The organism is Thiovibrio sp. JS02, assembly GCF_053485635.1.
This window is the reverse complement of sequence record NZ_CM130715.1, coordinates 1370490-1395783: the sequence shown is the minus strand read 5'-3', so window position 1 is coordinate 1395783 and position 25294 is coordinate 1370490. Positions and strand designations below refer to the sequence as shown.

The window sequence follows — 25294 nt, the reverse complement described above, 5'->3', positions numbered from 1 at the left end:
TATACTGAGAATGGAAAAACTTCAATTTCTAGGCGAAGAGGCCGATCTCGGGCCGGAAAAGAGGGTGAGCATCGTCTCCGCCCCCCTGGCCAAGTCCCTGAGCTGGGGCGGCGGCGCGGACCACGGCCCCAGGGCGATCATCGAGGCCTCGCCTGCCCTGGAGGTCTTTGACGACGAACTCCATTACGAGACGGTGCGCATCGGCATCGAGACCCGACCCATCCCCGATTTCAGCTCCCTGGGCACCGCCGAGGCCTGCCAGGCCATCCGGGCCGGTATTGCCGGGGAGCTTGTGGCCGGGCGCTTTCCGGTGCTGCTGGGTGGCGAGCATACGGTGACGGTGCCGGCGGTGCAGGCCTGCCGGGAAAAATATCCCAATCTGCATGTGGTGCAGATCGATGCCCATCTTGATCTGCGCCAGGAGTTCGACGGCAGGCCAGACAGCCACGCCTGCGTGATGCGCAGGCTTGCCGATCTGGGCATTCCCTTCAGCCAGGTGGGGATCCGTTCTTTTTCCAGGGAGGAACTTGAGCTGGTCCGGGCCAGGGGCTGGCAGCCGTTCTTCATGCAGCGGGTCCGGAGCGAGGCGGACTGGCTCAGCAGGCTCTGCGCCGAGTTGACCGGGCCGGTCTATCTCACCGTTGATGTGGACGGCCTTGATCCTTCCATCATGCCGGCCACCGGCACCCCCGAGCCCGACGGCCTGCTCTGGGCCGAGACCGTTGCCTTGCTGAAAGGCATCGCCCGGCAACGGCCCATCGTGGCCATGGATTTTGTCGAGTTTTCCCCCCGTCCGGGCTGCGAGCATGCGGCTTTCACCGTTGCAAAGCTTATTTATCGGACCCTGGGTTATATATTCCAACAGCAACTGCAATCACTAGGTTAGGGTCGTGTTATGTCGCTGGAAGATGAGATTTTCAACTGCCGCCAGTGCGGCCATTGTTGCCATGGCGAGACCACCGTCTCGCTGACTCCGGAAGATCTGGACCGTCTGGTCGCCTTTTTGCGCCTGCCGGTGGAAGAGGTGAAGGAAAGATATCTGCGCGTCACCGGCAATGTCGTGCAGATGAAAACCGTGGACGGCCACTGCATTTTTTACAACCAGGGCTGTACCGTCCATCCCGGCAAGCCCTGGCGCTGCAGCCAGTGGCCCCTGCATCCGAGCATCCTCGCCGATCCCAACAACTTCCAGGCCATCCAGCATTCCTGCCCCGGCATCAAAGGAGAGATCGGCTACGAGGAGTTCTGCTCCAAACTGAGCCAGCTTCTTGATGAGCAGAAGGCAAACCGCTAGGGGGTATCGTGAAGTGCGTCATACCCTTTCTGGGCAAGACCAGGGAAGCCTATCTGGCCGCGGGAATCGATGATTTCAGAGAGAGGCTCCGCCGCTACGCCCAGATCGAGACGCCGATAGTCAGGGAGAAGAAGCGGACGGCCAGGGAGGAGCCGGAGCGGCTCAAGCAGGAGGAGGCGCAGGCCCTTGCGCGACATGTTGCGGCCGCGGCAAAGGTTGTCGCCCTGGATCTATCCGGAAAGCAGCTCGGTTCCGAGGAGTTTGCCGAGTTCATCACCAGATGGGAAGAGCAGGGGGTGCGGGAGGTTGCCTTTCTGATCGGTGGTCCTTTGGGGCTTGCCGCCGAGGTGGTAAGTAGGGCAGACCTTGTGCTGAGCCTTTCCCGGATGACCTTCACCCATGAGATGGCCCGCCTGCTGCTGCTCGAACAGCTCTACCGGGCCTTCACCATCAAGGCCGGAACCGGCTACCACAAGTAAGCGCGGAAATCAGACCGGTTCGACCGACTTGATCTCAGGCACCTCGCCCTTGAGGAACTTTTCGATGCCGTTTTTGAGCGTCATTTGAGACATGGGGCAGCCTTTGCAGGCGCCGGTCAGCTGCACCTTGACGATCCCGTCCTCGCTCACATCTACCAGCACCACATCGCCGCCGTCCGCCTGCAGGGTCGGCCGGATTTTCTCCAAAGCAGCTTGCACCTTCTCTCGCATCGATTGCCCCGTTTTCGCTAATGAATAAAAGTCACTCAATGTAACACAGCGCGCCTGCTCTGACAATATCTGTCCGCGAAGGTGGAGAGGGGGGCTTCATAGAAGGAATACCCCATTGGCACACAGCCGAGCAGCGTGGCATTGGACGAAAAATGGGCTTGCACTGTCTGATGCGAAGCCGAGTTTGCAAGACCCAGACCAATGCGGGCAGTACCCCTCAAGGGGGTATAAACTCCGGGAAGGGCGAAGCCCCAGGTGACACTGGGTGCCATTTATTCTTGACACTTTGAATACAATACGAGTCTGTCAAGGATAAAGATTTGACCCCATCCCGGTGAGTCGCCGGAGGCTTTTCTCGAAAGAGAATACCTTCTGGGCCTTCTTCAGTCAGGTGCTGGATGCGGATGGGGGCTGCAAGGAAGTAATCCGCAAGCTTCAATCCTATGCCTCCATTAAGGGAATAAAGATCCCATCATCTTCGACTGCTTCGTATTGTACGGCTCGCAAGAAGTTGGATGAACAGATGCTCTCCGGAATTTTTGAACATACGGCTGAGCGGCTTAATAAAATGCCGGAGGCAGGCTTCCTGAACAACCGGCGAGTAATCGTTGTTGACGGGACAGGCGTCAGCATGCCGGATACGCCGGAGAACCAGGGGGCTTGGCCGCAGTGGTCTTCACAGAAGCCGGGATGTGGATTTCCGACGGCACGCATCTGTGCTTGTTTTTCGCTGGAAAGTGGGGCTTTGCTCAGCTACGCCATCGGTAACAAGAAGAGTCACGAACTGCTGCTGTTCCGCAAACAGTGGCCGTTGTTTAAACGAGAAGACATCTTTCTGGGGGACAAAGGGTTCTGTAGTTATTTCGATATCGCAAGCCTGGAAAAACAAGGAGTTGACAGTGTTGTCACCCTTGCCAGGAGAGCACCGGTCAGACCATCTGGCAGTCTCAAAAAACTCGGACCTGACGACCTGCTGATAACGTGGGAACGGCCACTCTACACCCCCAAACTGTCGTATTCTAAAGAGGCGTGGGAGGCTCTTCCGCCAGAGCTTTTTTTGAGACAGATCAAGGTCAGGGTGAAATACCCTGGCTTCAGAACTCAGTGGTTTCACATCGTCACCACCCTGCTTGATGCCACGCGATATCCCGCCGAGGAGCTTGCGGAACTTTACTTTAAACGGTGGGATGTCGAACTGTTTTTCCGTGATGTCAAGACGACCATGGGCCTGGATGGTATCTGGGGACATAATACCTTGGTATCTGGGGACATAATACCTATTTGTTAAGTTGTTTTGTAACGTGGTATCTGGGGACATAATACCTATTTGTTAAGTTGTTTTGTAACGGGCTTCCGGCCTGGTTTTCCTTGGCAAAAAAAATAGGTATTGTGTCCCCGGAAATTACTGCGGTGTCGCCGCCGAACTCCGCGAGGACCACCGGGTAATCCACGAACGTCCATCGTTTTTTTAGAGAGACAAATCCCGGCAGACTGCTCCATTTGTAGGCCCAAAGGATATCGAGCTGCTCGGCGAGCGGCTTATTCGTGTTGCTGCCGATCTTAACCGGGTTCAGATGGATATAACGGGATACCATGGAGAGGTACGCATCCCTATCCACCAGGAAGCTCTTGTATCTTCCCTGGTAGAGGTGTCCGGATCGGCGGTGGCGGCGGTTGAAGGCCGATGTGTAGCTGATGTTGAAGTGACGCATGAACTGGCTGAGATTCCCCAAGGGGGTCTCCACCAGCAGATGAAAATGGTTGTTCATCAGAACAAAGCTGTAGAGCTTGACCGAGTATATGGCCAGGGAGCGGGCGAGGAGTTCGAGGAATTCCTGCCGGTCCGTGTCGTCCTTGAAGATGGTTTTGGGCGGGGGGGGTCAAATCTTTATCCTTGACAGTAACTCTTCCGCATTGGTGTATATGGCTTGCAGCTGCTTGTCCTTATCCAGGCGCTCTCGAAACCGCTTTCTTCCCTGGCTGACGGTGCTGTAGTCAACACCCAACAGCCTCCCGATCTCCGGGTTTTTCATCCCGCCCAACCGGTAGAGCAGATCCATAGCCATCTGGCGTAATGGCCCTGTGGTTTGTAATACCTCTTCCCTGGTTTTTCCCGTCACCTTGCAGATACCATCCAGGATAACGTCCTGGGCCAGATATTTTCGCACTTCGGCAAGAGCTGGTTGCTCCCGGGCCGTTTCCGCATCAAGATAAGTGTTTTTGATCCGTTGTACAAAATCATCGCTGCCCAAGAGGGTCTGCCCGACGACCCTTTCCTTCACCGGCAGGCCTTCCGCCAGATCTGCGGCAATCTGCTTTTTGTATTTCGTTCGCCCGGTGGCGGTGTCGCCGCCGAACTCCGCGAGGACCACCGGGTAATCCACGAACGTCCATCGTTTTTTTAGAGAGACAAATCCCGGCAGACTGCTCCATTTGTAGGCCCAAAGGATATCGAGCTGCTCGGCGAGCGGCTTATTCGTGTTGCTGCCGATCTTAACCGGGTTCAGATGGATATAACGGGATACCATGGAGAGGTACGCATCCCTATCCACCAGGAAGCTCTTGTATCTTCTCTGGTAGAGGTGTCCGGATCGGCGGTGGCGGCGGTTGAAGGCCGATGTGTAGCTGATGTTGAAGTGACGCATGAACTGGCTGAGATTCCCCAAGGGGGTCTCCACCAGCAGATGAAAATGGTTGTCCATCAGAACAAAGCTGTAGAGCTTGACCGAGTATATGGCCAGGGAGCGGGCGAGGAGTTCTAAGAACTCCTGCCGGTCCGTGTCATCCATGAAGATGGGTTTGCGCTCATTGCCCCGGTTGGTGACGTGATAAAGCGCGCCTGGATATTCGATGCGAAGAGGTCGTGCCATACGAAGATGCTAGAGGATGGGAGGATTGGTGTCAAGGATAAAGATTTGACCCCCATCCCCCTCGATGGTATCTGGGGACATAATACCTATTTGTTAAGTTGTTTTGTAACGGGCTTCCGGCCTGGTTTTCCTTGGCAAAAAAAATAGGTATTGTGTCCCCGGAAATTACCCAGATGGATATAGCGGGATACCATGGAGAGGTACGCATCCCCATCCACCAGGAAGCTCTTGTATCTTCCCTGGTAGAGGTGGCCGGAGCGGCGGTGGCGGCGGTTGAAAGCCGATGTGTAGCTGATGTTGAAGTGACGCATGAACTGGCTGAGATTCCCCAAGGGGGTCTCCACCAGCAGATGAAAATGGTTGCTCATCAGAACAAAGCTGTAGAGCTTGACCGAGTATATGGTCAGGGAGCGGGCGAGGAGTTCTAAGAACTCCTGCCGGTCCGTGTCATCCATGAAGATGGGTTTGCGCTCATTGCCCCGGTTGGTGACGTGATAAAGCGCGCCTGGATATTCGATGCGAAGAGGTCGTGCCATACCAAGATGCTAGAGGAGGGGAGGAGTGGTGTCAAGGATAAAGATTTGACCCCCATCCCCCTTCCTTGGAATTTGATCCGGCGGCCTTTGAGGACTTGGCTTGGTGGATTCAACAGGACCGCAAGAAAGCCCTCCGCATTGTCAAGCTGCTCAAGGAAGTGCAGCGCACCCCCTTTGAAGGAACCGGCAAGCCGGAAGCGTTAAAGCATGATCTCGCCGGTTGCTGGTCCCGCCGCATCGACGACACCCACCGGCTGGTGTACGAGGTTCTGGAAGATAAAATCCGGATTCTCGCCTGCCGGTATCATTATTGATTTTCCCGCCCACAGCCCATGATAAAAGAAAAGGCGGTTAAGATTTTCATCTTAACCGCCTTTTTGAATGGCAAAATGTCAATCCCGACCCCGTTTCCGTAGTGCATCAAGGAAAAAGATGCGACCCCTTATCCCCAGGTTTTTTCTTCAACTCCCTTACGAACCACACCATATGCCCCAAAATGCCACACATCAACAATGCCCAGCCTAGAACAATCAGAATTGTCCCAGTTACGCCAAGATATTTTCCAATCTTAAAACCAGTATAAAAAACACATAAGCCAACAACGCCGAGTTTGAGCCCAGCCCAGGGTTTTAAGATTAACTTTGTTATCTTCATAGAAAACACCAACAAGAACTAAGGATTCTTTTACTTGCCGCATTCCAAAACAGTATAACAGAAATCGACACCAGAAGATGCACCCCATCCAAGGCCTGCTGATCCATTGACCGTGGATGTTGTACCATTGGTGGTAGCGGCATTAACACCTGCAGATGGACCCCAACCAATATCGGCACCTCCCCCAACGGACCAACCTCCAAGATCTCTTGTTCCTTTAGAGGAAAGTCCTCCAGACCCTTCAAGGCCACCGCCTAAATACACAAGACCGGGGCCAATTCTTCCACAAACCGTAACATACTCACACCGACAACCATCAGAGCCAGCAACACCACCGCGACTGACACTTGCGCCGAAAAGAGCAAAATGCCCCCTCATGCCAACACCCCCTCCAAGCAATGTTACATTCCCACTCGGATCAACAAAGTTAACCGGATTATTTTGCACATATCCATATAAAACAACATCCCCACCGGCAAACCCAATGGGGTCTTTACTAATAAACCTCCCCACCTGCGGATCATAATACCTAGCCCGGTAGAAATACAACCCGGTCTCCTGATCCCACTCCCTGGCGGTATAGGCATAGGGCTGTCACTGGCAATGTAAAAATGTACCAAAAATGGCAATGAAAAGTGTACCACCTGCAACCTAACCCAAGGGAGATTACCTTCTTCGCAAGGAGGTGATTCCCATGATTACGTTGGAGGTTTTTATGGACATTCACTCATTGCGACGTGACGGCCTGAGTATCCGGGCCATTGCTAAGAAGCTCGGCATTCACCGGCAGACTGTCAAAAATCATCTCGCGGCAACCACATTGCCCCAATACCACACGAAAAAGCGCCGGCCTTCTGTTCTTGACCCCTTCCGCCAGATCATCAAGGACTATGTCGAGCAGGACGACTACCAAGCAACCTGGATCTTTGACCGACTCAGGAAAATGGGCTATGTCGGCAGCTACGAAACCGTGCGGGATTTCGTTCGCCCTCTCAAGGAGCAACAAACCCGTCTGGCCTATATCAGATTCGAGACCGAGCCTGGCCTGCAGGCCCAGGTTGATTTCGGCGACTATCAGATTGTCGAACCAGACGGCACCACCACCACGGTCCATGCCTTTTCCATGCTCCTCGGCTTTTCCCGCGCCATGTATGTGGAGTACGTCGAGCGCTGCACCATGGAAGCCTTCATGGACTGCCACATCAACGCCTTCCGTTACCTTGGCGGGGTGCCGGCGGAGATCCTGTACGACAACATGAAGAACGTGGTGGTCGACCGCAGTGAGGGGAAGGCGAATTTCAACAAGGAATTCCTCCATTTCGCCCATCACTACGGCTTCGCAGCCAAGGCCTGCCCTCCCTATAGCCCATGGGTAAAGGGCAAGGTGGAACGCCCCATGGACTATATCCGGGAGCGTTTCTGGCGGGGCTACACCTTCACCACCCTCCAGGCCCTCAATCGGGACATGCGCCGTTGGCTTGACGAAACCGCCAACCGTCGAGTCCATGGCACCCATCATCGGCCGGTTTGCGATCGCTGGCAGCAGGAAAGCTCCTTGCTCGGGAAACTGCCGCCCACCGACTACGACACCTCCATCAAGGTGTATCGCAAGGTCTACAAGGACTGTCAGATCTCCTACAACACCAACCGCTATCTTGTCCCTCACCGGGTGGTGGGCAAAAGAGTGCTGCTCAAGATCAAGCACGGCGTCATCGCCATCTTCCACGATCACGACTTCCTGGTCAGCTACCAGGAGGCAGGCGGAAAGCACGAGTTTGTCGGCAACCGCCTGTTCTACGACCAACTCCGCCGCGATCAGCAACAGCTCACCCGCAAATATGGCAAAGGCAAGGGCAAGGCCACCAGGGGACTCACCTCCGGCAGCCTCTATCCGCAAGTCGAGCAGCGCCCCCTGGCCGAGTATGACCTGTTTGCACAGGGGGGTGTCGCATGGAACAACTGACCAGTGAACGTCTCCAGGACAACCTGCAACGCCTCAAGCTGAGCCGGGCCGCAGAGGTGCTTGACGCCATCGTCCAAGATGCCGAGGGGAACAAGAGCTCGTATCTGGCCTTTCTTGATCACCTGCTGGAAGAGGAGGTGGCGGCCAAGGACACCCGGCGAGTGCAGACCGCCATGAAAACCGCCGGCCTCCCCAGCGCCAAGACCATCGATGAGTACGACTTCTCCTTCCATCCCAACCTGGACAAGAAGGCGGTCATGGAGCTTTTCGAGCTTGATTTCATTACCAAGCACGAAAACGTCGTCTTTCTCGGCCCGCCCGGGGTCGGCAAGACCCACCTGGCAACGGCCCTTGCCATCAAGGCCTGCCATCATGGTTTCAAGGTCTACTTCACAACCATGGAAACCCTGATCAGAAAACTCAAGGAAAGCGGACAGTCCAAGCATAAAGCGTATCTCAGCTCCAGCCTGGTTGTGGTGGATGAGGTCGGCTACCTCTCGGTCAATCCCCAGGAAGCCTACCTCTTCTTCCAATTCATCTCGCACCGCTACGAGAGAAGCTCCACCATAATAACCTCCAACAAGAGCTTCGGGGACTGGCAGGAATTTTTCGGAGATCCGGTGATAGCCACCGCAATCCTCGACCGGCTCCTTCACCACTGCCGAGTGGTCAACATCAAGGGCCACAGCTACCGGCTGCGGGGCCACTCGATCACAAAATCAACTATCAAAGAACAAGGTGAAACACTGGCAGAAAATCAACCCATGTAACCGAACCATTTGCAGCGGCTGGGAGAGACCGCTTCGATGAACGCTTTGGGCGACAAACTCCGCTGGCGTCTTCGCAGACCTCTTTCCCTCACAGGTGGTACACTTTTACTTTGCCGAAACTGGTACACTTTTACTTCTGTATTGACACCGTTGGCTGTCTTGATGCAGTAAGCGATGGTTTTCTTGTGGACGTCCAGGCCGATGTAGTAAATACTTTCCATAGGGAGCCTCCTTGTGGGTCTGACTCGGGGCGATTTATTCGACCCCGCTCGCTCATTATATGAGCTGTCCGCCACCTGGAGGCTCCCTTTTCAATTACTTATGCATTCAAACATAATACCTATTTGTTGAGTCGTTTTTAACGGGCTTCCGGCCTGGTTTTCCTTGGCAAAAAAAATAGGTCTTGTGTCCCCGGAAAAACCCCAACTGATTGAAGCGGCCAAGTTGGCGCCGCACTGGAATCAGCAGCTGGCGGCCTTGCACGAGAAAGAACTGAAACGAGGCAACCGCAACCGCGCCACCCTGGCGGTTGCCCGCAAGCTGGTCGAGTACCTGCTGGCTGTGGACCGACGCGGCAGGCCCTTTGAGGAAAAACTGGCCAAAGTCGTTTAGCGGCAAAGCCAAAACATCCAACCCTTAATCAAGACGATCTTCCCGCCAGGCCTTGCTATTCCGGGGACTGCGTGAGCTGCGAAGCTGCACGCCCTTATACTGTTTCGAGGCTGACGGGTTGGCCCAAACTCAATCTTCCGTGATGGGGAATCTCCCCAAAGACGGCAAATGGATGTCTGGTCGCCTGACCGGCGGACCACAAGAACAGAGAAAAAAGGTCGGAAAGGTTGAAGGGTTCGCGAGTTTAGATAAAGCCGCCGGAGTACTCCGCGAGGTTGTGGGAAATCTCCGTTTTCCCCTTGACTTTACTTATCATGGATGTCCCCGGTGTGATGTGATGGGAGAGGGCTGCTAAGGGTAAAGGACAGAAAATAGATCTGTCTCCCTTTTTCGCTTTTGCTTTTGTTTTCATGTCCCCTTTTGGCTATGGTTTTGATGATTATAAAACATTCCGCATAGCTTTTTTCCAGCAAAACCAAGAGCCCACCCCCACAATCCCCACCCCAAAAGCATCCACAAGAATCCTAAAACATCTTTAGGGGGCGCGTAGTGAAATCCAGCCGCAAAGGACATGAGAAAAGCCCATAAAATACCAATACAAAAAGAGAAGACGAAACCATTTTTAGTTATTTTGTCATATGAGTACCCAATGGCTAACATCTTTTTAACTTCAGCCTTTAGCATTACAAAATATACACCAATAAGCACTAGTGGAGAGAATAGTCTGAAAATTTCATGAGAAATCCTTAAGAGGTGCTCAAGCACACCAATAAATAATATTATTAATATATATAAGATTATTTTAATTGCCATTTAGTTACACTCGCATTCATCTCCAAATGAATCTTTGAACTCTTTTAACCAAAAGAGAGTGTCGTCACGCATGCGTCGATCTCTTGGATCAAAAGAGTCATAGTTGTCAGGTGCTGTTCCGTCGAAAATATGTCCAAGCGGGAAGCCATATCCTTTATGAGAGTATGAATCTTGTAAAACATGAAGAAATTTACCGAACTGATTTATGTTTTTCTGCTGAAGTGATTGATTAAGCCCGACTTCAGCATAATTTGCTGATTGAAAATGAAAAGTTGTCCCAAAAAACCAGTTGAGGGGGGTTAAAGGATATGAAAGAAAAAAGTCATCCACATTTTGGTCTGCTTCGGCTAGCTTTTTGGCAAGACAATCACTCAATCCGACTTTTCTAGCCCATTCATATGTTTTATCATAATGAACATCACTGCCATACAACCCCGTAGGGTCGACCAAATTCCCCGGGTTACCTAGCACATAAGCATAGACATTAATTCCCCCGGCAAACCCTATCGGATCCTTGGAGATAAACCTCCCCGCCTGCGGATCATAATACCTAGCCCGGTAGAAATACAAGCCGGTCTCCTGATCCCACTCCCTGGCGGTATAGGCATAGGGCTGCTTCACCTCGCCGCCGTGGTGCTGCATGTTGCCGAAGGAGTCGTATTGGTAGGATTGTACCACATGGCCCTTGGCATCGGTAAGGCTTACGATGCTGCCCAGGCCGTCGGCATGGTAGAAAAAGGTCCTGCCTTTCTGCTCCATGGCCAGGGGCTCGTCAATGCCCGGGCCGTGCACAAAGCGGCTGATCGCGGGCTTTGCAACCCGTTTTTGCCAGTGCTTCAGCCAGCCGGCCTTGCGGCCGCCGTCGTTATCGCCCTCCTCATCCTTGCCGCCACTCTTGATCTCCAGGATGATGTCCTCGTTGTCGTAGACATAGGCGTAGGTCTTGCTCTCAAGCCGGCCGTCCTCGACCTCCTCCACCTTTTTCTCTATCCTGCGGCCAAAGGGATCGTACTTGAAGGAGACGGTCTTGATCCCGTCCCGCTCCGCCCGGATCGCCTTGACCAGCCGGTTCTCGTAGTCGTACTCGTAGGTCCAGCCGCCTTTGGCGACCATGTTGCCGTCGAGGTCGTATTGGAAAGCCGTCCTTCTGGCGGAAAGGAGTTCATTGAGCTCGTTGTAGCGGTAGGTGTCCCTGCGGTCCGGCCCGGTCAGGCGATTGCCGACCGGATCGTAGCTGAAGCGCTCCGCCCTCTGTTCCTCGACACGCTCCCGGTGGCCGAAACTCTTTGCCGGCAAAGACTGGAGCAGTTGGTAAACCGCATCGTAGGTGTACTCGTAGCGGGTGTCTCTGTGACTGAAATCATCCATGCTCACGGTCCTGGAGAGCCGGTTGCCCACGGCGTCGTGGGTGTAGCTGAAGGCGTTGACCGTTTCCCCACGGCCGCGGCGGCCCGCGGTCTGGGCCAGGATCTCGGTGAGTCGGCCCACGGCGTCGTAAGTGTATCCGGTGCTGACCCCGTTGGGAAAGGCAAGACCCACGCGGCGACCCAGCTTGTCGTAGCCGAAGGAGAACTCGCCCAGGAAGCTGTCGATCCCGATGAGGCGGTTGGCCTCGTCGTAGCTGTATTCCACCACCTTGCCTTCCGGCGTGGTCATTTTGGTTCGGTTGCCCAGGGCATCGTACTGATAGCGGATGGTCCGCTGGTTGGAATCGGTGATGGTGATGAGCCTGCCCAAATTGTCGTACGTCATGCCGTAGCCGATGTGCTGGTTGGCCGCATAGATCAGGCGGCTCTTGGCATCGTACTTGAAGAGGACCTGATTCTGGTCCGGAAAGACCTTGGCGAGCAGTCGGCCCATGGCGTCATAGCTGTAGCTGGTGGTCCTTCCTTGGGCATCGGTGCGGCTGATGAGGTTACCTTTTGCATCGTACTGGTAGGTGACCTTCGCGCCCAGCTGATTGCTCTCCTCCACCAGGCGACCCATGGAATCGTACTGGAACCAGGTGGTGTGGCCGTTGGCGTCGGTAAGGGTGGCAGGCTGGGTTTTCTGGCCGGCCCCGCAGGTGGCGCAACCGGCCTCGGCATAGGTCAGCGAAGTGGTCTGGCCCAGGGCGTCGGTGATCTGCACCACCCTGTGGGCGTAATCGTACACATAGGCGGTGGTGTTGCCGTTGGCATCGGTCACTGCGGTGCGGTTGCCGTTTTGATCATAGCCGAAGGTGGTGGCCTGGCCGAAGGGATCGACCACCGTGATGAGGTTGCCTGCCTCGTCGTAACCGAAGGTGGTGGTCTGGCCGTTGGCATCGGTCTGGTTGATTACTCGGCCGGCGGCATCGTAGGTCATGCTGGTTTTGGCGCCGGCAGGGTCTGTCACCACGGCAACGTTGCCCAGGGTATCGTAGGCCAGGGTGATGGTCTGGCCCGCCTGGTTGGTGATGCTGCTGATCCGACCGCTGGCATCATAGGTGTACTGGGTGGTATTGCCGGCAGCATCGCGGACGGAAAGCAGATTCCCCTTGTTATCATAGCTGAAATCAGTGGTGTCGCCGCTGGCATCGGTGATGCTGGTCACCTGACCGGCCTCGTTGTAGGTGTATGTGGTTTTATTGCCCAGCGGATCGATGGTCCACATCATGTTCCCTTCGGCATCGTAGCCGTAGGTGGTGGTGCTGCCGTCCGCCTCGGTCTTGCTGAGCAGGTTGTGGTTTTCGTCATAGGTATAGGTGATGGAGTTGCCGGCCGGATCGGTCTTGGCCAGCATATTGCCCTGGGTGCTGTCAAAGGTGAACTGCCAGACCGAGCCGTCCTTCTCCGTGATCAGCGCGGTCTTCACCTCATCTGTGGAGGTCGAGTAGGTAATGCTGCGGGATTTGCCCTCGGGATCGGTGGCTGTTTTCACCCGATGCTGCTCGTCGTAGGTATAGGTGGTGGTGTAGCCGGAAGCATCGGTGCGGGAGACGAGGAAGCCCTCTGCGTCATAGGTATAAAGCCAGTTGCCGCCGTCCGGCATGGTGACCTTCGCGAGGGTGTCGCCTTCCACCAGGAAGTTGTAGTTCTTGCCGTCAGGGTCGGTGATCTGCGCCAGCCTGCCGTTCAGTTCGTACAGGAATTCCGTAACCCGGCCCACCGAGTCGGTGATGCTGGTCAGCATGCCATATTCGTAGGCAAATTGCATGGCATTGCCGTTACGATCGACAATGGCGGCCAGGTTGCCCGCCTGGTTGAAGCGGTATTGCAGCCCTGCCTTGGTGGCGCGGGTAAAGGTGTTGTCGCTGTTTTTCACCAGGGTGGCATAATCGCCGGCCGGCGCAACATAGGCGCCATCCACCAGGTTGTAAAGCTTGCCGGCGCTGTTTGGGGAGCGGAGAAGTACGGAGCCGTCCGCATTTTCCGTGACATTGATTTCATAGCTGTGCGCCCAGCCAAGCCCCAGAGAGCCGAGATGCTGGCTGAGGCTGTTGTAGTAGAGCGTCATGGCCGTGCTCAGGCCGGTGCCGCCGGTGCTGAACAGCTCCTGATCGTGGGAAAGGTTGCCGTTGGCAATGTTGGCCCGGGAGCCGAAGGTGATCGTCAAGCAGCCGCCGCTATTGCTGATGCGGACAGGCAGGGTGGCGTCATCCTTGCAGCCGCCGTCCCCGGTTTCCGCATGGAGGGTGGCGGTATAGGTGCCGCTGTCCAGAATCCTGCCGCTGCTGTCCTTGCCATCCCAGAGCACCGAAATGCTTTTGCCGGTGCCGGTGAAGATGCGGCCGGCGACATTCATGGTCCAGTTGATACCCTTGCCGGACGAATCGGTAATGGTGGCGTTGAAGGTGGTGGCTCCGCCCGCCACGGCGTTGATCGTGGCATTGGAGCCGGTGAAGTCGATGATCTTTGTGTCACAGCAGTCATCCGGGGTTGTGGCATCGCAATCGTTGTTTATGCCGTCACCGCAGATTTCCGCCAAGCCCGGATGGGCCAATTGTTCGGAATCGTTGCAATCAACCGGGCCGCATTTTTCGCCATCTGGACTGAAACCATCGCCATCGTTATCCGTGCATGCCGCCAGGCACTGTGGTTGCGTCGCGCATGGTGCATCAGCGCAATCCGTAACATTATTGCAGTCGTTATCCAGGCCATCTCCACAAATTTCCTGGGCCGCTGGGTTTACTGCCGGATCGTTGTCGTTGCAATCAAGGCAGACGTAAAAGCCGTCGTTATCGGCATCCGGCACACTGGCCGGCGGAAAATAATAATCAGCAAAAACATCCACATGCACCGTCGGTGCCGTCGTGTACTGACCGAGGTTCACGCCTTCAAGGGTGCCTCCTTGCTTGAAATATTTGCTGATGGTTATAAACCGGGTTCCATCGGTATTGCGGAACACCTGCATGCCATACCACGAGGCAAGGGAAGCGAGTGCCGATTGGAAGGAGTCGGGCGTCTTGTTATAATAGCTGCCGCTGATCTGCGAGGAGCTTTTGACAACCTTGCCGCCCGCGCAGGTGAGGTCCGTGGCGATGTAGTTGTATGGCGGGCCGGCAGCCGAACATTTGTCCGCGACATATTCGGTGCCGATGACGGTCGAAAGACCGGGTGTGCATGTTCCGACGGCATGAGCATGAGCCGGAATGCCGGCCACGGTCAACAAGGCTATGCCAGCCAGGCCGCATGCGCGTTTTGCGCTTGCCAGAATAAAGCGTAGTGAAAACATTTTGCCCCCTCCCTGAAGTTCACAACAAAAAAAGCCCGTCTTCTGGCCGAAGACGGGCTCACTGTTTCAATGCCTCCCCCGTTCGGCAGCCCGGCTACCAGCTTGTGGCCCGTGGCTTTGCGCCTCCGGATCGCTCCGGGTTTGCCTTTATCGTTTTGCCAGGGTAAGGGAATCAGCAAGTCAGGTCAAGAAAAAATGTGTTAGGGTTTTATCTGGTCTGGAGGAGGCAAGGGGAAAGAAGCGAATTTTGTCCCCAGGTTGGAAATTGTCCCCCGAGCTGAACGCCTTGATCTGTTTTGTCGGCGCCCTTGCCATGGCTCGTGCTTGCGAGTCAAAACAGGCGGCCAGCCATCCTTCTCGCGCCTGGGCAATGGTTTATTTTTGTTGAGTAATTTCCCTGTTTCCTATATCTGTTTAATATTCTCGACAGTTTTGACATCACCCATGTGATTTTGGAGCAAGCATATGAGTCAGGCCACCGGTTACAAGAGCGACATCCTGCTGAAGTCCGGCACCAACGAACTTGAGATCATCACACTCTTTTTGCAGTGGCACGACCGGACGAGCAACACCGTCAGCCGGACCGCATACGGCATCAACGCGGCCAAGGTGCGGGAGCTGGTGGCCATGCCGGAAAAGCTCACCGAGATGCCGGAGAGCGTTTCCGCCATGAAAGGGGTTTTTCTCCTGCGGGACCGGACCATCCCCCTGATCGACCTTTGTGAATGGTTCGGCTACGAGCCGGATCTTTCCACGGAGGCCAGGGCCAAATGGGTGGTGGTTGTCACCGAGATCAACGGCAAGTTTTTCGGCTTCATCACCCACGGGGTGGACAAGGTCTACCGGGTGAGCTGGACGCAGATCATGCCGCCGCCGGCCCTTATCTCCCACTACAGCAGTCTTACCGGCGTCTGTCTTGTCGACAACACCATCATCCAGATGGTGGACTTCGAATCCATCATTGCCTCCATCGATCCGTCCATGGTCATCGACTCCGAGGCGCACGCCATTGTCGAACATCCGGAGGACTCCCAGCAGGACAAGGTCGTGGTCATTGCCGACGATTCGCGGATCATCCAGGACCAGATCAAGAGAACCCTGGAAAAGGCCGGGTACAAGGTGGTGGCCCATTCCGACGGCTACGACGCCTGGAGCTATCTTGACGGCCTGCGGCAAAAGGGCAATGTCCGCGATGAAGTGCTCGCCGTGATCACCGATATTGAGATGCCCCGCATGGACGGCCACCATCTTTGCCTGCGCATCAAGGAAAGCGAAGAATTCGAGGGGATTCCGGTCATGCTCTTTTCCTCGCTCATCAACGAAACCGCCCGCCATAAGGGAGAATCCGTGGGGGCTGACGATCAGATCACCAAACCGGAGCTTGGCAATCTGGTCAGCCGTTTGCAGGCCTGTCTCCACCGGCAGCACGGTTGAGGCCGGGATTCCGCGTTTTTGTCCGATGTTTTTTTGCACCGCCCGCCCCGTTTTCCTTCCTCTGAGTAGTCTATGACCGGTGTCATGCAAATTTACCGCGCCAACAGGGTCGAAACCCTGTTGGCCGCCATGCACGGGGTATTGGCCTCGCCCCTTTCCTCGCCCTTTGCGCCGGAATGCATCATGGTGCAGAGCAAGGGCATGGCCGCCTGGCTTGCCATGGAGCTTTCCCGGCACTTCGGGGTCTGGGCGAATCCCGATTTTCCCCATCCCCGGCAGTTCATCCAGCGGGTTCTCCGCGCCACCATCGGCGAAGAGGGCGACCTTGTTCAGCGCTACAGCCGTGAACGGCTGGCCTTTGTCATTTTCTCCCTTCTGGACGAATGCGGGCAGGATCCGGATTTTTCTTCCCTGCATGCCTATCTGGCCGAGGGGAGTCCCACGAAAAAGTTGCAGCTCTGCCGGCAGCTCGCCTATCTCTTTGACCAGTACGCAGTGTACCGGCCCGAGCTGGTCCTGGCCTGGGAGGAGGGGAGCACCCTGATTGCCGGCGAGGAGCTTGCCTCCGAGCGCTGGCAGCCCCTGCTCTGGCAGAGGATCGTCTCCCATATCGGCTGCTGTTCCCCGGCCCGGCTCATGGTCCGGGCACGGGAGGCCCTCGCCGCGGGAGAAATTCCCTTTTCCGAGCTTCTTCCCGAACGGGTGAGCGTCTTCGGCATCGACACCCTGCCCAGAATCTATCTCGCCATCCTCAATGACCTGGCCCGGAATCTGCCGGTGCAGTTCTTCCTCTTTGCCCCCAGCGAGGCCTATTTCGCCGAGATCCGTTCCCCCGCCGAGATCAGTCGCCTGGAGGCGCGGCTGCCGGAAGGGCTGACGGCCGAGGATCTCTTCCTCGAATCCGGCCACCCGCTCCTGGCCTCCTGCGCCTCGGTGGCCCGCGATTTTCAGCGGCTGCTTGAGGAGGGCTGCGAATACCAGCCGGTCGGCGAATTCTTTCAGCGGCGGGAGGGGGCGTCCACGCTCCTCCATCACCTGCAGAACGACATCCTCGCGCTTTCCCTTCCCGGGCCTGAGCAGGCCGGCAGCCCGGGAAGGGTTCTGGAAGACAGCGACGACTCTCTCATGATCCATGCCTGTTTCAGCAGGCTGCGGGAGGTGGAGGTTCTGCAGGATCAGCTCCTGGCCCTGCTCGACGGCGATGGTCGCCTGGAGCCGCGGGACATTGTGGTCATGCTTCCCGATGTGGCTCTCTACGCCCCGCTCATCGATGCCGTCTTCGCCTTGCCGGTCGAGGACCCGCGCTTTCTTCCCTACCGGATCGCCGACCGGCCTTCCGGCGGCGGCATTGAGCTGATCGAGGCCTTTTTCCGGCTGCTTGCCCTGGCGCCCGGCCGGTTGACGGCGAACGAGGTGCTGGAGATGCTGGCCATCCCGGAGGTTTACGGCCGCTTCGGCATCGAGCAGGCCGACCTGGCCCAGATCCGCACCTGGATCGAGGCCGCCGGCATCCGTTGGGGAATCGACGAGGAGCACCGGCAAAGAAACGGCCAGCCCCGGGAGCGGCAGAACACCTGGCGTTTCGGCTTTGACCGGCTTCTGCTCGGCTATGCGCTCGGCGGCGACGGCCTCTTTTGCGGCGATGTTCTTCCCCATGGGGAGATCGAAGGCCAGGCCGCCACCCTGGCCGGTCGCTTCATCCACTTCGCGGAAACCCTCTTCGCCCTGCTGGCCAGGCTCGAAAACCCTCTGCGCATCGAAAAGTGGCAGGGCCTGCTCGCTGAGCTGCTGGATGGCCTTTTCCTCTCCCGGTCAAACCGGGGCTGGCAGCTGCAGAAGATTCGCGAGGCTCTGGCGGAGATTGCCAACGAGGCAACGGAAAGCGGCTTTGACCAGCCTCTTTCCCTGGCAGAGCTGGTCATCCTCCTTGAGGAAAAACTCGGGCAGAGCCAGAGCGAGCAGGGTTTTCTCGCCGGCGGCATCACCTTTTGCGGCATGCTGCCCATGCGGGCCATCCCCTTCCGGGTCGTCTGCATCCTGGGCCTGAACGATGGCGATTTCCCCAGGATGCAGCATCCCCAGAGCTACGACCTCATGGCCCGCTTTCCCATGCTCGGGGATCGGGCCAGACATCATGACGACCGCTACCTTTTTCTGGAGGCGCTTTTGGCGGCCAGGGAGAAGCTTCTGCTCTTCCATACCGGCAACAGCCTGCGGGACGGCAAGCCGCTCCCGCCCTCCCTCGTGGTGGAAGAGCTCATGGAGACCATCCAGGCAAGCTTTTCCCTGCCGGGGTGCGACCCCGCCCTGCCCGCTGCCCGGCAAAGAATGCTTTTTTGGGTCCGGCTCTGCCGGCAGCATCCTCTCCAGCCTTTCAGCTCCCGTTATTTCTGCGGCAGCGCAGAGCGGCTCTTCAGCTATAGCCGGGAATACTGCCTGGCGGTCCAGACGAGGCTGACGACTCCGGCCGGCCGGCATTTTTTTCTGTCTGCTCCGCTTGCTCCGCGCGGGAGGCAAGAGGACAGGCTCAACCTTGCCGAGTTGAAGCGCTTTTGGGCAAGGCCGGCCAGGTGGTTTCTCGAACAGCGCCTGGGCCTTTTCCTGGAGGAGCGGGACGAGGCCCTTGCCGAGCGCGAGCCGGTGGTGCTTGACGAGCTTGAAAAATATCAGCTGGTCCGGGAGCTGCTCGACGAAGGCCTGGCGCAGGAAGGGGAGGGCGCAGAGCTTGTCCGCCGTTGGCGGGGGCAGGGCCTTCTTCCCCTGGGCAAGGCGGCCTTGCCGGTGATAAGGGAAATGGAAGAGGCGGTTGCGCCCATCCTCCAAAAGGTTGCCGCCTGTGTGGCCCAAAAGCCGCTCATGCCTCTGGCCGGGGAGGTTGCCCTTGGCGAAGGCATTTCCCTTTGGGGAGAAATCGGCGGCCGCCATGCCGAGGGGCGCATCCATGTCACAAACAGCAAGCTGCATGGCCGCGTCCTCCTTGCCGCCTGGCTGGACCATCTTTTTCTCTGTGCGCTGAATCCAGGCGACCAGCCTCTTGAATCCCTCGTGGTCGGCAAGGGCGAAAAGGGCGGGGCCGAGGCGATCCGCCTGCGGGCCGTGGAGAATGCGAGAGAGCATCTTGCCGAATTGACCGAGCTTTTCCGGGCAGGCGCGGATGAACCGCTCCTCTTCTTTCCCAAGAGCTCCTGGCGCTTTGCCCGGACGTTGCTGAGCGGCAAAGGCGGAGAGCGGGATGCGCTTGAGGAGGCGGCGTATGGCAAGGCCCGTGAAGAATACCTGGGTAACAACCGGATGCCGGGCGAAGGGAATGAACCTTGCTGCCGGCAGCTTTTCGGGAGCCTGGTGCCTGTCCGCCCCGGATTCAGCCCGTATCCGGGGCACGCGCCTTCTTGCGGCTTTGCCGAGCTCGCCCTCAAGGTTTTCGCCCCGCTTGTCGCGCATCAGGAGAAGCTCGCGTGAGTCAGGCCTTTGACCCCACAACAATACCGCTGGCCGGCATCCAGCTGATCGAGGCCAGCGCCGGCACCGGCAAGACCTATTCCATCACCTCCCTCTACCTGCGCCTGCTCCTCGAACGGCGCCTGGGGGTCGAGGAGATTCTGGTGGTCACCTTTACCGAGGCGGCCACGACCGAGCTGCACGAACGGATCCGGGAGAGGCTGCGGGCGGCAATGGAGGCATTTGCGAGCGAGGCCGCTTCCGAAGACCCTTTTCTTGCCCGCCTGGTCGCGGCAAGCGCAAACAGGGAGCTGGACAGGCGCTTTCTGCTCAAGGCCGCAAGCGATATCGACCGGGCGGCGGTCTCCACCATCCATGGCTTCTGCCAGCGCATCCTGAAACAGCATGCCCTGGAAACCGGGCTGCCCTTTGATCTGGAGCTGACCGGCTCCACGGAAAAGCTGCTGGCCGAGGTGGCGGACGATTTCTGGGTGGCGAGCTTCTATGACCTTGATCCGCGCCTGGCCGATCTCGTCCGGGAGAAGGTGACCCACGGGCAGTTTCTGAACTTTGCCCGGGAGGTAATCCGGCACCGCGATTATCCGGTGTGCACAGAGGCAAGCGAGCCGGAGCGTGACGCACTCTTCAGCCGGGTGCAACTCTGCTACGACCAGGCCCGGGCCATCTGGCTGGCCGAAAAAGAGCGCCTCGCCTCTTTTTTTGCAGAAGCGCAAGGCCTCACCACCCTGTTCAAGGATCTGCTTGCCGAAGGCTTATTGGACCGGATCAGCGAGTTTTTTTCCGAAAATGGCCCGCGCTCCTTCACTCCCCCCAGAAAAGGAGAGCTGCTCGCCGCGGGCAGAATCTTCCAGCCCGAACACAAGGAAAAGGTCTTCACCGCCACGGCCCTCAAAAAGAACACCTACCCGGACAACCCCTTTTTCAGCGCCTGGGAGAAGCTGCTCGAGGCAAGGCTGGCCCTGGCCCGCTCCTGCCAGGCGCTCTTCCTCGCCGAAGCGGCCGGCTTTGTGCGCGGCGAGATGGACAAACGCCTGAAGGCGAGCCGGCGGCAATCCTTTGACGAGCTGCTCACCGGCCTGGACCGGGCCCTGCAGGGAGCTTCCGGCAAGAAGCTTGCCGCCGCCATCCGGGCCAGGTTCCCGGCCGCCCTCATCGACGAGTTTCAGGACACCGACCCGGTCCAGTATCGGATCTTTCAGGCCATCTACGGCCAGGGCCGGGAGTCGCTCTTTCTGATCGGCGATCCCAAGCAGGCCATTTACGCCTTCCGGGGCGCCGATATCTATGCCTACCTCAACGCCGCCGGGCGTCCCGGCATCGGCAGGCATACGATGTTCACCAACTGGCGGGCGGACGTGCGGATGGTGGCGGCGGTGAACGAGCTTTTTGCCGCGCCGGCCAACCCCTTCTGGGAGAAGCGTATCGCCTTTGCCAAGGTCGAGCCCCGGCCCACGGCTGACGATCTCTGGCGCTCGGATGGTTTCGGCGACGCGCCCCTGCACTTTCTCACCCTTCCCGAGGAACTTTGCGCCGGCAAGGAAAAACGCCTGGCCAAGAACAAGATCGAGCCCCTGATCCCGGAGCTGGTGGCGAAAGATATCAAGGCCTTGCTGGCCGGGGCGGCCAGGATCGGCGACCGGCCCGTCTCTGCCGCCGACCTTGCCGTGCTGGTGCGCACCAATTCCCAGGCCGCGGAAATCCAGGAGGCCCTGCGCCTTGCCGGGGTCGCCGCAGTGCTGCAGAGCAAGGAAAGCGTCTACAAAAGCCCGGAGGCGGAGGAGTGCCTACGGCTCCTGCGGGCGGTGGCCGATCCCGGCAACGGGCTCCTGCTGCGAAAGGCCCTGGCCACCCCCATGCTGGGCTTCTCCTCCCATGCCCTTGCCCTCCTTGGCGAGGACGACGCGCAACTGCAGGAGCTGATGCGCCAGTTTGCCGAGCTGCAAGGCTGCTGGCAGAAAAGCGGGGTCATGCAGATGTTTCATGCCGCCTGGCAAAGGTGGCGCACCTGCGAGCGGCTGCTCGCCTTCATCGACGGCGAGCGCAGGCTCACCAATCTTAGGCATCTGGCCGAGCTGTTGCAACGAGCGGAAAGCGAGAACCATCTTTCCCCGCTCATGCTCATCGACCACTATGCCGCCCTGCTCGCCGGGGAAGAAAGCGGGGAAGAGGCGGAGCTGCGTCTGGAAAGCGACGAGGCGTGCGTGCAGCTGGTCACCGTGCACCGGAGCAAGGGGCTCGAATATCCCGTGGTCTACTGCCCCTATCTCTGCTTTGCCTCTGCCGGCAAGGGGGAGGCCCCCTACACCGTCTGGCACGATCCGACGGAGAACTGGCAGGGCAGGATCGCCCTGCTGCCCACGGCCGAGGTGAATGAGGCCGCGGCCAGCGAGGAGTTTGCGGAAAGCCTGCGGCTGCTCTATGTGGCGGTTACCCGCGCCCGCCACTGCTGCAAGCTGCTTTGGGCGCCGGTAAGCGGTTACGAGCGGAGCGCGCTCGCCTATCTGCTCCATGCGGAGCCGGCGGCCGGGGAGGAGTTCTCGCTTTCGGCCTGGCGCAGTTTGTTGAAGGAGATGCCCCAGGAAGAGTTGCTTGATAAGCTTGCGGCAAGGGTTTCCGGAAACGCAAGCTGGCACCTGCGCGAGCTTGCCGAAGGCAATAAGGGGGAGACCGGCCGCAGGCCGGAAAGGGCTGGCGCCTCTGCCCCTGCCTGCCGGACCCTGGGCCGGAGCTTTCCCCAGGTCTGGCGGATCGGCAGCTTCTCCCATCTGACCGCCCTGGAGCAGCATGAAGAAACAGGCAGGGAGGCGGAGCCCCATCTGCCCTCCGAGTCTCTGCCGGAACCGGCAGCCGAGGCCGACATCGCCCTGGCCCACTTCCCGAAGGGACCGGTGGCGGGCAATTTCTTCCACCGGATTTTCGAGCTGCTCTCCTTTGCCCGGCAGAACAGCGGCGAGGCCCTGGCCGAGGTGGTGGGCGCCCAGCTCCGCTGCCACGGCTACGATGCTGATGCCTGGCTGGCCCCGGTTTCGACTGCCTTTCAGGAGATTTTCTCCACCCCCCTCCTGGCCGAAGAGGGGTTCCGCCTCAAGGACCTGGATGACCAGCACTGCCTGCGCGAGCTTGCCTTCACCTTCCCCCTGGGGGACGAGGCGGAACGGACAAGGGCACTCCTGCCCGCTCTTCTGGCCAGCCCCTTCCGCGATCAACCCCAGGAACTCCCTGCCGGGTACGCCGACGCCCTCGGCAACCTGCACTTCATTCCCCTGCGCGGTTTTTTGAAGGGCTTTGTCGATCTGGTCTTTGCCCATCGGGGCAGGTGGTACATCCTTGATTACAAGAGCAATTTCCTGGGGGCAAGCCGCGGCGATTACGCAACGGAGAAGCTCGCCCAGGCCATGGCGAGCCACCATTATTATCTCCAGTACCATATTTATGCCGTGGCCCTGCACCGTTATCTGGCCGCGCGCCTGCCCGGCTACGACTACCGAACCCATTTCGGCGGGGTCCTCTATCTCTTTTTCAAGGGCATGCATCCGGAGAGCGGCCCTGCGTCCGGGGTGTTTTACGACCGGCCGCCCCAGGCGCGCATCGAAGCGCTTTCCGCCATGTTCGCGCGCCTTGCCTCAGGAGAGCTGCCATGATCTCCATGATCGAGCAATTCATCTCCGCAGGGATCCTCGAGGATTTCGATCGCTATCTGGCCGCGACCCTGAGGCGCCTCGACCCCGGGACAGGGGAGCATGTGCTTCTGGCGGCGGCCCTGGCCAGGGCCGGAATCGGCAAGGGGCACATCTGTCTTGATCTGGAAAAAATCTGCGCTGGGGAGGATCTGACGGCAGGTGAACTCCCTGGCCAGGCCTTGCCGCCGCTGCCCGTGCTTTTGCATGAGCTGGCAGCGAGCCCTCTGGTTGGAAACGGCGAGACGGCCACCCCCCTGGTTCTTGAGGGCGCCAGGCTCTACCTGCAGCGCTACTGGCGCTACGAGGCGGAACTGGCCGGAATGCTCCTGGCCAGGGCAAAGTCGCGGAAGGATGGCCTTGACGAGGCGCTGCTCGACCGCTGCCTCGCGCGGCTTTTTCCCGAAGATGCGGAAGTTTCCCGGCAGCAGCGGGAGGCCTGCCGGAGGGTATTTCGGCAACGGCTCGGAATCATCAGCGGCGGACCCGGCACCGGCAAAACCACCCTCATTGCCCGCTGCCTCGCCCTTGCCTTGCTCTATGCCCACGATTCCGGCGCCGCCCTGCCCGGCATCATCCTCCTGGCCCCCACCGGCAAGGCGGCAGCCAGACTTAGCGAGTCCCTTGCCGCAAGGCAGAAGGAGCTCAAGCTGCCGGCGGAGCTGCTCGCCGCCATGCCGCTTGCCGCCTCAACCATCCACCGGGCCTTGGGCTACAGGCCGAAAACCCCGACCTCCTTCCGCCATGACCGTAAAAACCCGCTGCCCCAGGATCTGATCGTGGTGGACGAGGCCTCCATGGTGGACATGGCGCTGATGGCGAAACTCTTTGCCGCTGTGAACCCGCGGAGCAGCATCGTTCTCCTGGGCGACCGGGATCAGCTTTCCTCGGTGGAAGCGGGCTCGATTCTCGGCGATATCTGCCGGGCCGCCCTTGCTGGCGGGCGCACGGGCGGGGAGGATGGCGGGACGCAGGCCGGCTTGCTTGCCGACTGCGTGGTGGAACTCAGGAAAAGCTATCGCTTCAAGGAAGATTCGCCAATAGGGATGCTGGCTGCGGCGGTGAACAGCGGAGCGGCGGCAAAAACCCTTGCCCTGCTTGCCGAGGAGTCGGGCGGGGTGCGTTTTTTCTCCCGGAGAGAGGAAGGGGAGGGCGCATGGCCTGCCGGACTGGCCGAGCTCATCCGCGCCTCATATGCCCCCATTTTCACTGCGCCGGACCCCCATGCGGCCCTCGCCATTCTGGCCCGCTTCCGCATCCTCTGCGCGCACCGGCACGGTCCCGACGGAGTGGTGGCGCTGAATGGCCTGGTGGAAAGGCTGCTTGGTCTTTCTACCAGGGGGATGGTTTCCGGTCCTTGCTACAAGGGCAGACCGATTCTGATCCAGGAGAACAACTACCGGCTCAGGCTCTTCAACGGTGATACCGGCATCATCTGGCCCTCCGCGGGCGGGGAATTGCAGGCATTTTTTCCCGGCGAGGAGAAAGGGGCTCTGCGGGCCATCCCCCTCATGCTCTTGCCGGCCCATGAAACCGCCTATGCCATGACCATCCACAAGAGCCAGGGCTCGGAGTTCGACCGGGTAGCCCTGATCCTGCCGCAAGAGGATTCCCCGCTTTTAAGCAGGGAGCTGCTCTACACCGGCGTCACCCGAGCCAGGCAGGAAGTGGTGATATTCGGCAGCGAAAAGGCGATTGGCGCCGCGGTCACCCGCCGGGTGGAACGGGCTTCCGGGCTCAGGGAAAAACTGGGGAGCTGAAGATCCGCGATGCACAGCCGGTCGCGGCCCCATCTCCTCCGTTTACC

At 58.4% G+C, this 25294-nt stretch carries 20 protein-coding genes and 1 riboswitch; of the genes, 12 read left to right on the top strand and 8 right to left on the bottom strand.

The genetic code is table 11. From position 1 onward, the window contains the following. Positions 1-10: 10 nt before the first annotated feature. From speB to ACUUL3_RS06465, 3 genes are read left to right on the top strand one after another with little or no spacing between them, the layout of a single operon-like run. Entirely contained in the window at positions 11-886 is an 876-nt protein-coding gene (speB, locus tag ACUUL3_RS06475; RefSeq protein WP_448555698.1) for an agmatinase, read from the top strand. 9 nt (positions 887-895) lie between these two features. Then, positions 896-1294 (top strand): YkgJ family cysteine cluster protein, encoded by a 399-nt coding sequence (locus ACUUL3_RS06470; protein ID WP_448555696.1) that lies wholly within the window; start codon positions 896-898, stop codon positions 1292-1294. Between the two features lie 8 nt (positions 1295-1302). Beyond that, positions 1303-1773 carry a 23S rRNA (pseudouridine(1915)-N(3))-methyltransferase RlmH gene (locus ACUUL3_RS06465; protein WP_448555694.1) on the top strand — a complete coding sequence of 157 codons (471 nt, stop codon included), beginning with the start codon at positions 1303-1305 and terminating at the stop codon, positions 1771-1773. A gap of 9 nt (positions 1774-1782) precedes the next feature. Here the strand turns inward: ACUUL3_RS06465 and ACUUL3_RS06460 are convergent, their stop codons facing one another. Then, a complete protein-coding gene (locus ACUUL3_RS06460) occupies positions 1783-2004 on the bottom strand; it encodes a NifU family protein (RefSeq protein WP_448555692.1) in 222 nt (73 codons plus the stop codon). A gap of 334 nt (positions 2005-2338) precedes the next feature. On the opposite strand from ACUUL3_RS06460, the gene ACUUL3_RS06455 reads away from it, so the two are divergent. Beyond that, positions 2339-3292, top strand: coding sequence for an IS4 family transposase (locus ACUUL3_RS06455; RefSeq protein ID WP_448555690.1), 954 nt, complete (start codon positions 2339-2341; stop codon positions 3290-3292). Here ACUUL3_RS06455 and ACUUL3_RS06450 read toward each other — a convergent pair. The 3 genes from ACUUL3_RS06450 to ACUUL3_RS06440 all read right to left on the bottom strand — a co-directional run bounded on the left by ACUUL3_RS06450 (position 3282) and on the right by ACUUL3_RS06440 (position 5410). Beyond that, positions 3282-3866 (bottom strand): transposase, encoded by a 585-nt coding sequence (locus tag ACUUL3_RS06450; RefSeq protein ID WP_448556446.1) that lies wholly within the window; start codon positions 3864-3866, stop codon positions 3282-3284. The two genes, ACUUL3_RS06455 and ACUUL3_RS06450, sit on opposite strands and share 11 nt — an antisense overlap. Before the next feature lie 18 nt (positions 3867-3884). Next, positions 3885-4874 carry a transposase gene (locus ACUUL3_RS06445; RefSeq protein WP_448555688.1) on the bottom strand — a complete coding sequence of 330 codons (990 nt, stop codon included), beginning with the start codon at positions 4872-4874 and terminating at the stop codon, positions 3885-3887. A gap of 86 nt (positions 4875-4960) precedes the next feature. Continuing rightward, entirely contained in the window at positions 4961-5410 is a 450-nt protein-coding gene (locus ACUUL3_RS06440) for a transposase (RefSeq protein WP_448555686.1), read from the bottom strand. 65 nt (positions 5411-5475) lie between these two features. Between ACUUL3_RS06440 and ACUUL3_RS06435 the strand changes: the two genes are divergently transcribed. After that, positions 5476-5724: a Txe/YoeB family addiction module toxin gene (locus ACUUL3_RS06435; RefSeq protein WP_448555684.1), complete on the top strand. Its 249-nt coding sequence runs from the start codon at positions 5476-5478 to the stop codon at positions 5722-5724. Between the two features lie 370 nt (positions 5725-6094). On the opposite strand, the gene ACUUL3_RS06430 is transcribed toward ACUUL3_RS06435, so the two are convergent. Then, positions 6095-6613 carry an RHS repeat-associated core domain-containing protein gene (locus tag ACUUL3_RS06430; RefSeq protein ID WP_448555683.1) on the bottom strand — a complete coding sequence of 173 codons (519 nt, stop codon included), beginning with the start codon at positions 6611-6613 and terminating at the stop codon, positions 6095-6097. Between the two features lie 166 nt (positions 6614-6779). Between ACUUL3_RS06430 and istA the strand changes: the two genes are divergently transcribed. Together istA and istB are read left to right on the top strand one after the other, a co-directional pair. Then, positions 6780-8027, top strand: a complete 1248-nt coding sequence (gene istA / locus ACUUL3_RS06425) for an IS21 family transposase (RefSeq protein WP_448556398.1) — start codon at positions 6780-6782, stop codon at positions 8025-8027. Continuing rightward, positions 8015-8797: an IS21-like element helper ATPase IstB gene (gene istB / locus ACUUL3_RS06420; protein ID WP_448551597.1), complete on the top strand. Its 783-nt coding sequence runs from the start codon at positions 8015-8017 to the stop codon at positions 8795-8797. The genes istA and istB overlap by 13 nt, the downstream gene beginning before the upstream one ends. Here the strand turns inward: istB and ACUUL3_RS06415 are convergent. Beyond that, entirely contained in the window at positions 8785-9018 is a 234-nt protein-coding gene (locus tag ACUUL3_RS06415) for a hypothetical protein (RefSeq protein WP_448555681.1), read from the bottom strand. The genes istB and ACUUL3_RS06415 overlap by 13 nt on opposite strands. A 163-nt stretch (positions 9019-9181) precedes the next feature. Between ACUUL3_RS06415 and ACUUL3_RS06410 the strand changes: the two genes are divergently transcribed. Beyond that, on the top strand, positions 9182-9409 hold the full coding sequence (locus ACUUL3_RS06410) for a hypothetical protein (RefSeq protein ID WP_448555679.1): 228 nt from the start codon (positions 9182-9184) through the stop codon (positions 9407-9409). A gap of 408 nt (positions 9410-9817) precedes the next feature. Here the strand turns inward: ACUUL3_RS06410 and ACUUL3_RS06405 are convergent, their stop codons facing one another. Both ACUUL3_RS06405 and ACUUL3_RS06400 read right to left on the bottom strand, forming a co-directional pair. Beyond that, on the bottom strand, positions 9818-10222 hold the full coding sequence (locus ACUUL3_RS06405) for a hypothetical protein (protein ID WP_448555677.1): 405 nt from the start codon (positions 10220-10222) through the stop codon (positions 9818-9820). Then, on the bottom strand, positions 10223-14917 hold the full coding sequence (locus ACUUL3_RS06400; protein WP_448555675.1) for an RHS repeat-associated core domain-containing protein: 4695 nt from the start codon (positions 14915-14917) through the stop codon (positions 10223-10225). A gap of 81 nt (positions 14918-14998) precedes the next feature. Then, positions 14999-15073: riboswitch (cyclic di-GMP riboswitch) on the bottom strand. Between the two features lie 309 nt (positions 15074-15382). On the opposite strand from ACUUL3_RS06400, the gene ACUUL3_RS06395 reads away from it, so the two are divergent. The 4 genes from ACUUL3_RS06395 (at position 15383) to recD (ending at position 25247) form a co-directional block, all read left to right on the top strand. Beyond that, positions 15383-16351 carry a chemotaxis protein gene (locus tag ACUUL3_RS06395; protein WP_448555673.1) on the top strand — a complete coding sequence of 323 codons (969 nt, stop codon included), beginning with the start codon at positions 15383-15385 and terminating at the stop codon, positions 16349-16351. 84 nt (positions 16352-16435) lie between these two features. Further along, positions 16436-19810 (top strand): exodeoxyribonuclease V subunit gamma, encoded by a 3375-nt coding sequence (gene recC, locus ACUUL3_RS06390; RefSeq protein WP_448555671.1) that lies wholly within the window; start codon positions 16436-16438, stop codon positions 19808-19810. Then, a complete protein-coding gene (recB, locus tag ACUUL3_RS06385; RefSeq protein WP_448555669.1) occupies positions 19807-23451 on the top strand; it encodes an exodeoxyribonuclease V subunit beta in 3645 nt (1214 codons plus the stop codon). Before recC ends, recB begins: the two co-directional genes overlap by 4 nt. Next, positions 23448-25247: an exodeoxyribonuclease V subunit alpha gene (gene recD, locus ACUUL3_RS06380; RefSeq protein ID WP_448555667.1), complete on the top strand. Its 1800-nt coding sequence runs from the start codon at positions 23448-23450 to the stop codon at positions 25245-25247. The genes recB and recD overlap by 4 nt, the downstream gene beginning before the upstream one ends. The last annotated feature ends 47 nt before the right edge of the window (positions 25248-25294 follow it).